The sequence below is a fragment of the Kitasatospora sp. NPDC059327 genome (assembly GCF_042752535.1).
In the GTDB taxonomy this organism is placed as follows: domain Bacteria; phylum Actinomycetota; class Actinomycetes; order Streptomycetales; family Streptomycetaceae; genus Kitasatospora.
On sequence record NZ_JBHYYB010000071.1, the window covers coordinates 35,351 to 46,692 of the forward strand.

General features: G+C 69.9%; 12 protein-coding genes. 9 read left to right on the forward strand and 3 right to left on the reverse strand.

Going from position 1 to position 11,342, the window contains the following annotated elements:
- The first annotated feature begins 86 nt into the window (after positions 1 to 86).
- The 4 genes from ACFXHB_RS32275 to ACFXHB_RS32290 all read left to right on the forward strand — a co-directional run bounded on the left by ACFXHB_RS32275 (position 87) and on the right by ACFXHB_RS32290 (position 3,832).
- Positions 87 to 839, forward strand: coding sequence for a hypothetical protein (locus ACFXHB_RS32275; RefSeq protein WP_380578275.1), 753 nt, complete (start codon positions 87 to 89; stop codon positions 837 to 839).
- Positions 840 to 868: 29 nt separating this feature from the next.
- Positions 869 to 1,612, forward strand: a complete 744-nt coding sequence (locus ACFXHB_RS32280) for a hypothetical protein (protein WP_380578277.1) — start codon at positions 869 to 871, stop codon at positions 1,610 to 1,612.
- A gap of 66 nt (positions 1,613 to 1,678) precedes the next feature.
- Positions 1,679 to 2,428, forward strand: a complete 750-nt coding sequence (locus ACFXHB_RS32285) for a hypothetical protein (RefSeq protein WP_380578279.1) — start codon at positions 1,679 to 1,681, stop codon at positions 2,426 to 2,428.
- A 384-nt stretch (positions 2,429 to 2,812) separates the two neighbouring features.
- Positions 2,813 to 3,832, forward strand: coding sequence for a serine hydrolase domain-containing protein (locus ACFXHB_RS32290; RefSeq protein ID WP_380578300.1), 1,020 nt, complete (start codon positions 2,813 to 2,815; stop codon positions 3,830 to 3,832).
- A gap of 197 nt (positions 3,833 to 4,029) precedes the next feature.
- On the opposite strand, the gene ACFXHB_RS32295 is transcribed toward ACFXHB_RS32290, so the two are convergent.
- Together ACFXHB_RS32295 and ACFXHB_RS32300 are read right to left on the reverse strand one after the other, a co-directional pair.
- Entirely contained in the window at positions 4,030 to 4,800 is a 771-nt protein-coding gene (locus ACFXHB_RS32295) for a hypothetical protein (protein WP_380578281.1), read from the reverse strand.
- 55 nt (positions 4,801 to 4,855) lie between these two features.
- The gene (locus tag ACFXHB_RS32300; protein ID WP_380578283.1) at positions 4,856 to 5,056 is read right to left on the reverse strand and encodes a hypothetical protein; all 201 of its coding nucleotides are present in this window, start codon (positions 5,054 to 5,056) and stop codon (positions 4,856 to 4,858) included.
- A gap of 441 nt (positions 5,057 to 5,497) precedes the next feature.
- Here ACFXHB_RS32300 and ACFXHB_RS32305 point away from each other — a divergent pair, with 441 nt between their 5' ends.
- The 4 genes from ACFXHB_RS32305 to ACFXHB_RS32320 all read left to right on the forward strand — a co-directional run bounded on the left by ACFXHB_RS32305 (position 5,498) and on the right by ACFXHB_RS32320 (position 9,065).
- Positions 5,498 to 5,647, forward strand: a complete 150-nt coding sequence (locus ACFXHB_RS32305; RefSeq protein ID WP_380578286.1) for a hypothetical protein — start codon at positions 5,498 to 5,500, stop codon at positions 5,645 to 5,647.
- A 270-nt stretch (positions 5,648 to 5,917) separates the two neighbouring features.
- Positions 5,918 to 6,241 (forward strand): trypco2 family protein, encoded by a 324-nt coding sequence (locus ACFXHB_RS32310; RefSeq protein ID WP_380578288.1) that lies wholly within the window; start codon positions 5,918 to 5,920, stop codon positions 6,239 to 6,241.
- 67 nt (positions 6,242 to 6,308) lie between these two features.
- Positions 6,309 to 7,853, forward strand: coding sequence for a hypothetical protein (locus tag ACFXHB_RS32315; RefSeq protein ID WP_380578290.1), 1,545 nt, complete (start codon positions 6,309 to 6,311; stop codon positions 7,851 to 7,853).
- A gap of 66 nt (positions 7,854 to 7,919) precedes the next feature.
- On the forward strand, positions 7,920 to 9,065 hold the full coding sequence (locus ACFXHB_RS32320; RefSeq protein WP_380578292.1) for a hypothetical protein: 1,146 nt from the start codon (positions 7,920 to 7,922) through the stop codon (positions 9,063 to 9,065).
- A gap of 569 nt (positions 9,066 to 9,634) precedes the next feature.
- Here the strand turns inward: ACFXHB_RS32320 and ACFXHB_RS32325 are convergent.
- On the reverse strand, positions 9,635 to 10,405 hold the full coding sequence (locus ACFXHB_RS32325) for an alpha/beta hydrolase (protein WP_380578294.1): 771 nt from the start codon (positions 10,403 to 10,405) through the stop codon (positions 9,635 to 9,637).
- A gap of 386 nt (positions 10,406 to 10,791) precedes the next feature.
- Between ACFXHB_RS32325 and ACFXHB_RS32330 the strand changes: the two genes are divergently transcribed.
- A complete protein-coding gene (locus ACFXHB_RS32330; protein ID WP_380578296.1) occupies positions 10,792 to 11,082 on the forward strand; it encodes a helix-turn-helix domain-containing protein in 291 nt (96 codons plus the stop codon).
- Positions 11,083 to 11,342 lie beyond the last annotated feature (260 nt).

Below are 11,342 nucleotides of genomic sequence, written 5' to 3' on the forward strand. Positions count from 1 at the left end.
GTGAAAGAAGGCCGGTTCATTCCCACCCTCGGCCGCCGGCCCGGCAGGATGGCGGGCGTCAATTGCGACCGGTGAAGGGAACGTTCATGAGTGATGCCACCGCAGAGCGGGGCTGGCGGCCGCTGCTGGAAGAGCTGGGCGAGACCTTCAACGGCTGCACTCTCGACGACGTCACCGAGTCGGTCGGGATGCGCCCGGAAGCCGCCGCCTGGCTCGCCGCCGAGGCCGTGACCAGCACCGAAGAGCTCGCCAAGGCGCTGACCTCCGGCTGGTCCCTCCACACCACCGAGCAGGCCGGCGCCGTTGCCGCTGCCCTCCTCGCCGTCGAGCACCACGTTGCCCAGGCGAAGCGCAACCTGCTGGGCGTACTCGACGCCATGGAAGGCCGCGGCGATACCGTCGAACTCGAACGCGCCTACGACGATCCGGACGCGCCCCCGGCCATCGCCGTAGACCTGTTCAAGCTGGCGCCATCCCCCCAGGCCGCCGACCACCTGTTCGCCAAGGTCGCCGCAGTGCCGATGCGGTTCCGGATGCCCGAGACGTTCGTCGAAGCCCTGCAACAGATCGCCAGCCACCTTCCCGACCTCGTGGTCCCGGGCAGCACGATCGACGTCCACGAGGACGCCGACGATCCGCAGCACCAGGCATACATCGAGCTCCACCACAACGGGCATGCCTGGCGGCTCGGCTTCTACGCCGAGGAGTGGTTCCTCGACAACTACCCAGCCGAGCCCACCACCCTGCTGCAGATGGGATACATCCCGCTGGTGGCCGCGCACCCCGCCAAACTGGCCGAAGCATTCCGAGCAGCGCTGCTCAACCCCGACCCGGCGTAGCACCACCCCATGCCCAACGAGGAAACGACGTGCACGCCAACCTGAACCTCGGTGACCACTTCATCCGCGACATCTGCGTGCAGGGCGGACACCTGGGCCAGGACTGCCCCCCAGGGCGAGAGCGCCTGCCCGGATGGGGAGCACTCGTCGAGGTACCCGCCGTCCTAGAGCTTCTGGACCTGGTCGCGGCCGGCCATCTGGACGCCGCCCGCGCACGCCGGCTGCTCGCCCAACTCGGCGAACGCACCCTCCGGGCGCTCGACCCGCACGGCTGCAGCATCAAGGGCTGTGTCGACGGCAACCGCTGCCGGGGCGAGTTCGAAGAGGGCCGCCTGCGGGAGGTCCTGCGCCGAGAACGCGTCGACGCGGCCCTCGCCACCGAGCCGACAGCCGCCGGCCGGCCGGCCACCCACCCCTGCCAGCCGTGCGGCGACTGCGCGCGCTGCTCCTGCTTCGACGGCGACATCGGCATGTGCCAGCAGTGCCGCCTGACCCGCAGCGCCAGAGCCCACGCACAACAGGACCTCTCACGCTGGAACGCCGGCCTGGCCGCCGGCAAGACCTACGCCCGCACCGAACGCCGCCTCCACCGCTGGAACTGCCCCACCCTGGGCACCCCCGAAGACCGCCTCGCCGACTTCGAAGCACTCCTGCAAGCCAACCGCGGCCGCGCCGACTGGACATCCCTGCCCGACCTGCACAGCGCGGACGAACTACGCCGCCAGGGCAACCAGACCCAGCGCTGCGCCACCTGTGGGCCGGACCCGCTGTAGTACCCGCACACCTGATCACCGGGCCAGGCGTCCATGCCCGGCCCGAAAACCGCGGAAGGGAACGAGATGAACAGCAACAGGTCATGGTCGTCCTACTGGCAGAGCTACGAGAAGCGGACGCCCCGGACCGTCCTGGGTGACCTTGCCAACGAGGTCCGCTGCTACGCGGGCGGCCGGACCCAGGACCCGGACGACGCGATCTCACTGGCCATCACCGGCACCGAGGCGACCCGGGCAGCGGTGGACGCCCTCGACCACGAGTGGGCCCTCTACACCCCGGAGCAGGCCGCTGTTTTCGCCTCGGCGCTGTTTGCCCAGGTCGACGCCGCCGGCATCGCCCTCCAACGCCTGCGTTCCGTCCTCGCGCAGATCGAGGGGCGGGGCGACTGCGCGCCGGCCGACCGGGTCCACGAGCTCATCAAGGCCGCCGCCGACCAGGTGCTGGCCGTGGCGCCCTCCCACGCCGTCCTGGTCGGCGAACTGGCGGCGCTGCCGACCACCCTCACCCTGCCGTCCGGCCCGCACGACACGATCGCCGCGGTCGCCGACATCCTGGGCGCGAAGCTCAACCAGCGCCACGCGCCCGGCGAACAGGGCGACGACGAGAGCGGCTGTGGATGCAGCATCGACCTGGACCGGGATGGGGAGCCCTGGGTGTTCGCCCGGGGTGACTCCCGCTGGTACCTGCTGGCGATCAACGACGGCGTACCCCAGCCTGACGGCACCGTCCACTACACCGGCAGCGCCGATCTCGACCTCTCCGACCCCCGCGCCCACCCCGGACATCTCGCCGCCGAACTGCGTGCCCTCCTGTAGGACGACTTCGCCGGCCCGCCCTTGACGGTGGGCCGGCGAAGTCGTAGGCGGGCGGCAGAAGCGACGACTGGATCACCGGTCGGCGGTCGCCAACGGCTACGGGGCGGTGGTCGCCAGGGGGTCGTCGATCAGGACCTCGGGCGCCGGATCGCTGGCGGCGCGGGCGTTCTGCGGGTCGCCCAGCGCGCGGGGCGGTGATGCCTCTGTTTGACTGGGGACGGATCTTCCCCGGCCCGAGAGGGAGCGCACCCCATGCCCATGGCCACTTCCGCCGCCGTGGCCTCCGCGCTTTTGACCGCGCTCCTGTTCATCCCGGCGTCCCCATCGACCGCCGTGCCGGCCGGTGGGGACGGCCGACCGGAGCACGCGCGCACGCGAGCCGCGATGGAGCGCGCGGTACGCGATGGTGCGCCCGGGGTCCTCGTCACCGTGGCCGACGGCGAAGACCGATGGGTGGAAACGACAGGGGTCGCGGACCGCCGGACGGGACGCCCGCCCCATCCGGCGGACCACTTCCGGGTGGGCAGCATCACCAAGACGTTCACAGCCGTGCTCGTGCTCCAGCTGGAGGCGGAGGGGCGGCTCGGCATCGATGACACCGTGGAGAAGTGGCTGCCGGGCATGGTCCGGGGCCACGGCCACGACGGCCGTCGCATCACCGTCCGGCAGCTGTTGAACCACACCAGCGGCGTGTACAACTACCTCAACGACCCCGCATTGCACCAGATCGGGCCGATCTGGCTCAAGCACCTGCACGACACGTGGACACCCGAGGAGCTCCTGGCCGTCGCGATGTCAAAGCCTCCCGCCGCCGCCCCCGGCGAGAGGTTCGTGTACTCCAACACCAACTACCTTCTGGCCGCGATGATCGTGGAGCGGATCACCGCCAACTCCTACGAGAACGAGCTACGCCGGCGCATCATCGACCCGCTCCACCTACGGGGCACCAGCTCGCCGGGAACCCGCGAGACGCTGCCCCGGCCGGCCGGCCGGGCCTACTCCACCGCCCAGGTCCAAATGCCCCCGCCGGGCGTCGACGTCACGGATTTCAACCCCTCGGCGATCCGCGCCAGTGGCGAGATCATCAGCACGGCTGACGACCTCGACCGCTTCTACCGTGCCCTGCTCGCCGGCTGGCTGTTGCCTCAGGCGCAGCTTCGGGAGATGACCACCACCGTGCCCGCCGGAAGCGAGGACCAGGGCCTCGGCATTGCCCGCATGACCACCTCCTGCGGGATCGAGCTCTGGGGATACCGCGGCGGCGGCTACGGATTCGAAGCCCTCACGGTCTCCACCCGCAGCACCCGCCACCGGATGACCGTCTACTTCAACACCGACCGCCTCGCGCTCCAGGGCGCGGCGGCCCGTGACCTGGCCGACGCGGAGTTCTGCCGGCACTCATGACCCGGGGCGGGGCACGCGGCGGGAGAGCGAGAGGCCGGGGCCGGCGGGACTTCGCCATCGCGAGTGGACTGCGGCGGAGATCACCCGGATCGGAACCGGCGATGCCCGCAATGACGCTGCCTTGGTGGACGTCGTGACTGAGTACCACTGGTGGCGCGACGAGGGCTGAGCGGGACGGCCAGACTCAGTGGAAGGCCTCACTGGGGCCGTCGACCGGTCAGTTGTTCCCAGCGGTCCTGCGCGACGGCCAGCTCGCGCCGTGCCCGCGGGATACGGGTATCCGCGTTCAGACGGGCTGTCACTTCCCTCAGCCGTTCTTCGGCGCGCTCGCGTTCACTCGTGTCAGCGATGGCGAGCTGAAGTTCGGCTTCGGCCTGGGGGATGAGGGCCTTTCGCTGCGCCTTCGCGGTCTTGGCTTCGGCGATGGCGTTGTGGACCTGGACGGCGAACGCCCTCGCTTCTGCCTCGGGTGTCTCCTTGAGAGAGATGGTGAGCAGCTCTCGTCGGCCGTCGGGCAGCGTCAGGTAGATGTGCGCGGCCGAGCGCGAGTACTGGTCGTCGATCGCGAGCGCCTGAAGGGGGTGGGCGTTGATACCGCCGTCCGTCGTGACTTTGAGTACGTGGTCGTACAGGTACAGGCGGTCGGCAAGAGAACCGCGCGGTGCGCCGCGGCCGGGATCTCGGAGCCGGGCGAGGTGCTGTTCGGCTTCCCGGACCCGGCTCTCGTGGTTGTAGGCCGCGGTTTCGACGGCGGAGCGCGCGCTGGTTCGCTCGCCTTCCACACTCTGCTGCAGTCGGCGCAGCTTCTTGCGGGCCACCCGCAGGTCACCGCGGTCCTTGCTGAAGTGGGGATCGAAGGTGTGACGCCAGGTGCCCGGGTACTGGCTCATCCGCCACACCACGGTGCCCGTGAGTACCAGCAGCGCCAGCACTACCCAGCCCGTCGTTCCCATCAGTTCCCCTTTCATGCGTCTCCCGGCCGTGTCAGGCCTGAGTGGTGGTTACGACTTGCCGGCTCCACGGTCATTGGGTCGCCTGGACAGCGATACCGACGAGTTGGAGAATTGCCTGTCCCCAGGCCGTGGTGGCGATCAGGACGCCGAACACAACCGCGGTAAAGACGGTGAACCCCTCGTCGGCGCGGCTGCGGGAATGGGTGGGGCGCCGGAGCCGGACGAAGATAATGATCGCGAGGAACACCGACGCGCTGATCGTGTACTGCACTGCCCACCCGACCTAGGTTGACTCTGTGTTAGGGACCCGTCACCAGGGGTCCGATATCGTCGGGGCGAGCATGCCAGAGCGGCTCCGCCGTCCGGGGCAGGTTTCGTAAATCCGATGGCACAACGGGTCGCGCCAGCAGCCAGGCCCTCGCCGAACGCCGCGCCCGCCACGACAAGGCCCTCCGCGCTGCGCCCGACCCGACCGCCGATGGCCCTAAGCGGTGCCGCGTGACCAGGACCGGTATGGCCTCGGTGTTCGTCACCTGGATCATCTCCGGACCCTGACCGCTGGTGACAGCGCCCGAGAACATGGCCGGCCCCTCACGATTGAATCGCGAGGGGCCGGCCATCAGCGTACGCACACCTTCCAGCCACAATCGGCGATCGGCTCTCCGACAGCCCTTGAGCCCGCGATCCTGGAGGCCAGCTTGGGAGGGGAGAGATGGACTTCGAGTACGACTGCTGGTCTTGCGACGCGACCAACACGGTGTACGGCGAGCCGCTGGGCTTCTTCAGCGTCCACAGCTACAGGCTGCCGTCCGAGTGGACCTGCTATTGGTGCGAGGCGATCAACATCACCCCTGACGACTGACCGCCCCTCAGCTACACCCCGACGACTGGACGAACCGCAGGTGCAGCGACGTGACTAAGAACGCCGGAATCCGGCCCTCGGTCCAAGCGCCTCGACGGCGGCCGCAGAGCCGAGATGATCCGGGTGATGGCGTAGCAGCGGAAGGCCGGCAGCTCGCCGGTGACGATGCCGGTGCTTCGGCGTCACGAGTTCGACCGTTCTCGGTGTACGGGACGCGCACGATGAATAGGCTGGGCTGTCCGAGCAAGAAGATCGCCGTATGGGAGACGCGTGGAATTCGACGGGACGGAGCTTTCCGAGGCGATCGCAGCGGTTCGGGCCGGGCTGATCACTGCGCAGCGCAGCGGGGCGGACTCGGAGATGCGGTTCACGGTGAAGGATGTCGTGGTGGACCTGGGGCTGGAGCTGAGGCGGGTCGGCGGTGCCAGTGGCGGGGTCAAGGCGTTCGTCTTCTCCAGCGAGGCACGGGGGGAGCAGTCGAGCGGGCGGACGCATCGGCTGACTGTCACGCTCGGGGTCGTCGGCGGCGATGAGGTGCCGATCAGCAGCCTCGGTGAGGTCGGAGCGGCTCCGGGCGGGTACTCCCTGCGATAGCGGGTCACCGGTGTACTGGGAACGGGCCGTGTCCGTGGAGTGCGCGGGCCGGACGGGAGCCGGGTGCGTGGTCGCCCCCGGCCTGGTCCTGACAGCCCTTCACGTCGTCGCGCCCGCAGGGCGAGGTCAGGCGTTCGGCCCGTGCAGGGTCGGGTTGATCGGTACTCCGGCGCGTGCCGAGGCCGAGGTGGCCTGGTGCCTGGAGGACGCCGCGCTGCTGCGGTTTCGGCCCACTGATCTGCCCCGCGAGTTCGCGCCGGTCCGGTGGGGCGAACTCGTGTGCGTCAGTCCGTCACAGCCGGCACGCTGCGTCGCCGTCGGCCTGCCCGTCGCGGCCGAACGCCGACAGCGCGACGGGGCGACGGACGCCGTGCGCCGCTGGCGTGAACCCGAGGCGGTGGAGGGGCACATCAACGTGGTTGACACGGGCGGCCGCCTCTACAGCCTCCAGGCCGACACCGCGGTCCCCACCGGTGAACCCGAACCCGGTACCTCTCCGTGGGCGGGTATGTCCGGTGCCGGGGTGTTCCACGAAGACCTGCTCGTGGCAATGGTGCAGCAAGCCGTGCCTGGGCGGGGCAACGCCCGTCTGGAGGCCGTTCCCGCCCGTCGGCTCCTGGACGACCGGGGGTTCTGCGACATCGTGGAACAGGCCGGCGGGACGCGTCCCCAGCTGGAACCCGCCGACCTGCATGCCCTCTTCGAAAGCGCGCCCCAGCCGGTGGCGGCGGCCTCCTACCTTCTCGCCGCCCGCTCCGAGACCGTCGAATTCACCGGCATGGACACGGAGATGCAGCTCCTTAGCGACTGGTGCCGCGGCCCCGGGGCGGTCGATGTCGCCGTCGTCAGAGGCCCTGGCGGAGTCGGCAAGACACGTCTGGCTGTGGAACTGGCCCGCCGCATGTCCGACCGCAGGCCACAGGCCGAAGCAACTGCCGACACCGCGAACTTCCCATGGTCCGCAGGGTTCCTCGACCCCGACACCACACCCCGTCAGGCCTACCGGATGCTGTGCCATCTGATTCGTCCGGCCCTGATCGTCATCGACTACGCCGAGTACCGCCTCGACCAGGTCGCGGTGCTGCTGGAAGCTCTGGCCAACCACCGCGCCCCCGGGCACCGCGTCCGCGTCCTGTTGGTCGCCCGCTCCACCCAGGGGTGGTGGCCGAAGCTTCGCGCCAGGTATCCCGCAGCAGTCGGCAACACCGAGATCGTCCTCACCCCCGACAACCTGATGCGCCAGGTCGACGAGGACCGGGTGCGTGAGCAGGCCCGGATCGCCTTCGCCCGGCGCATCGCCGCCCTGCAGTGGTCGGGGGTGTCCGACGACTGGCTTTGTTCACGACTCGTGAAGTCAGTTGTTCACGGGTTTGGGAGGCGTCTGCAGACCGGACGACTCGATGTTCACAAGAACGGGAGTCACCTGCCGACGCCCGGCAACGGCGCGTCGGTGGCTGCCGCCTGCGCCCGTAGCCAGCGCTTTTGCCCCGTGCCCCGAGCGGGCGGTAGTCGGCGTCCGGCCGGCCACCACCGAGGTGCTGCCCTTTCTCGTGAACATCCGGACTGGGCGCTGCCGCCCGAACTGCTGTCGAAACGCTGCTCTGTGACGTGAACAGAGCCAGACGACTGGAACGCCAAGGAGTTCCTCGACCACAGCATCGACCGTATCCTCGACCAAATGCCGCCGCGGGAAAGACCTGCCGAGGACGGTCCGACCGTGGTCCTGTCCGTGCACATCGAGAGCCTCGCCGGGGTCCTGGTCGACCATCCGCTCAGCGACAACCTCGACCCGTGCGAAGTGCTGCTCTACCACGAGGAGAAGTACTGGGATCGGGCCTCTGCCGCAGTCCTTCAGCAACCTCTCGATCTGGACTACCGCAAGACGCTCGTCGCGGTACAGCAGATGGTCGGCGCGACCGACCAGAAGGAAGCCGACGCGGCGATCCGGACGGCATGGGCAGCCCACTACGGCAGTGGCCCCACCGCTCCGCCTCTGACCGCCGACGGGCTGAGCGCGCAGCGCCGCTTCCTCACAACGGTCTACCCACCCGCTGGCCACACCTACTGGGGCGGGATCGGCCCCGACGTGCTGACCGCCAAGCTGATCAACGATGTCGAAGAAGACATCGCGGACGCGGGCAATGGGACGTTCATCACCCGGGTCCTGCCCCACGCCCATCTGTCACCCGCCCAACGCCGCCACTGCCTGGCCATCATGGGCCGTTGCATCTCCAGTCACCCCGCCCTGGCCATCGCCGCCGCACAAGCCGTGGCCTCCAGTCCGCACCTCCTCCGCGAGGATGCCCAGGACCTACTCGGGAAGCTGCCCGGGCCGACGCGGGACATCTGGCGCACGGCCATGAGCGACGCTCGGCACGATCACGACACGGCCGTCACGGGCCCCGCCGCCGGCGCGGTTCCGGCCGTCAGGTCAGATCTTCCGGAAACGTCCCTCGCGGAACCCGACAGCATCTCTATCTCTCCTGTTCAGGGTCCGCCGGCCGCCCCACATCCACCGGGATCTGACCTCACTCCCCTTCTCCTCGTACCTTCGCAACCTCGACCGGCCCCGCCACCTCCGAAGGCGGGAACACCCGGGACTGCCCCGGCCACCCCGCACCTCCAGCCCGAGAACCCAACCACCCGGACAACGCCACTACCGCGAGCAAATCCCAAGGGGAAAGCCACCCACTTCCCCAGACGCACGGTACCGATCGCCGTCCGCGACTACTACGGCCTCGATGCCCAAGGGTGGAGACAAGTGCTGGCGACTTTTCTGATCATCGGAATCGGACTCGGCATGGCCTTCTGGCTGACCAGGTGAGGACTACCTACCCAGAGAGGCTCCTTGTTCACTGTTGAGCGTGGTACCGCTTCACCTTGGGCCCGCCGCCACCCCAGCCCCCTTTCACGGGCCTTGGGAGGACGCCGCCACCCAGGACATCGGCCTCCAGAACTGCGCCACCCCCAGGAGAACCATGTACCCCAGCCCGTTACCCCCGCGGGCGCGGGGAGCAGCACGGCTCGACGAGCGCCCGGTCGCAGCGCGCGGGATCAGCCCCGCGGGCGCGGGGAGCAGGTAGGAGTGTTGACACCCGAGAGTGAAGCGGTGGGATCAGCCCCGCCCGCAGGCGCGGGGAGCAGGTGGCGGTGGCCCTTCGAGGACCTGGCGCCGGTGCAGCCCCGCCCGCAGGCGAGGGAAGCAGCATCGGTGAGCTGCAAATCTATCCGGCTAGGGGTCGGGCTGTTGTAACTTCTGGAGAGTCGGTCATACCGGTCACTTCTGCGAGCGTTCAAGGGGCATGTCCGACCTCAGCCTGCGGGAGTGGTCCGAGTCCCCGGTCGGCCCTCGCGCTCGTGGGGAGGACGCCGGCGAGGTCGGGGCCGACCTGCTCACTTCCCTGGTGGTACCGCCGTAGTGAGGAAGGCCAGGACGTCTGGCAGCGCGCCGTGAGTGAGCAGGCCGGCACCCTTGGCGTCGCCGGGGTAGAGCTTCAGTTGCTTGCCCCTGCCCGTGGACGTCTCGAAGAGGGCCCGTGCGTCGTCCGGACCGGCTGTCGCGTCGCCCTCGCTCGCCGCGAGGAGGAGCGGGAGCTTGCCGAAGGGCAGGACCTTCAGCGGGTCCCAGGTGCCGGAGCGCCGTGGGGCGCCCAGGGCGACGACCGCCTTCAGAGGGCCGTCCACCGGGGTCGCGGACCTTTCCAGGAGAGCGGTCGCGGTGTCCGAGGCACCGACCCAGACCATCTTCGAGAAGCCGCGGCTCGCCAGGAAGTGGTCGGCCGGGCCGAGGTCGTCGAAGAAGTCGCCGTTGCTCGTGAAGGCGATGACCGCGTAGCCGGCCCGTGTGAAGGCCCCGAGGTGGGGGACCCAGTCGCACAGTGAGCCGCCGGGCCCGTGCCAGAAGATCAGCGCGACCTCGGCCGGACCGCCGTCGGCGTCCTGGAAGTACGCCTGATTCGACTTGTCCCGGTCCCTCACGGTCACCGCGCCCTGGCGCGCCTGCTCCTCGGTCAGGCACCCGTACGTGGGGGCGGCAGACGACGAAGGAGAAGGGGTCGTCGCCGTGGCCGCCCGGGCCGCCGACCCGGCACCGCTGCCGCACCCCGCCAGCAGCAGCACGGCGGCCAGCACCCCCGCCGTCACCATCGCACCCGTTCGCTTCATCGCTTCCCCCCGGATCGGCCATGGCCGGAACGCCCGGTCCGCCGGGAGCAGGCTAGGGAGCCATGGGCAGGGCGTCAATCGATCTTGCCCGACCCGCCCGTCTCCGCACCCGGGCCCACGTCGCCGATGCAGACCCACCCCGAACCGCGTACCGCGCCGCGCGCCGACCGCGGCTGCCCCGGCGACGGCGTGCAAGTGGATGTCGGCGAGCGGCGCGCAGCAGGCGTCCAGGCGGCGCAGCGTGCGCGGCGGTCTTCACCCGCGAAGACCGCCTGGAGGTGACCTCCGGTGTCGAGGAGGGTGCCGCCGAGTCCGGTCGGTAGCCGTCACCCGATGCCCTGACCAGTCGTTATACGTCCATCGCATATCCGATACGGAGGGTGTATATGGGCACGTCGACGGAGGATCTGCTGCGGGCCACGGTGGCCGCGCTGCTACGCGCCACGGGTGAGTCGCAGGGCGACCTGGCGTCCGGGCTCGGGCTGAGCCAGGCGCAGGTCAGCCGGAAGCTGGCCGGCCGGTGCGGCTGGGCGGTGGCCGACCTCGACCGGCTCTCGACGCACTACGGCATCGCGGTGGTCGACCTGGTGGTCGGCCCGACCCACGCACTGAGGCTGCTGCCGGACAAGCGCCGCGCGGCTGTCGTCGGCGGCACCCAGACGGTGATCACCCTGTAGCGGTGCCCGCTCGACCGACGTCGAGATCGGGCCCGCCGAGGCTGGGCTCGTGGGACCCGCGCGGTTTTGGCGAAGGGGATGGATGGTCCCGGGGCCGGCGCTTCTCCCGTGCGTTGTCGTGGTGTGTTCAGTGGGGGAGGCGGGCGTGGTGGCGGAGGTGGTCGGTGACGTCCTGGACGTCGCGCAGGGGCAGCGGGTAGGTGATGAGGCGGGTGAGGCCGAGTGCCGCGTAGCGGTGGTAGGCCTTGGTGTCGATGGGG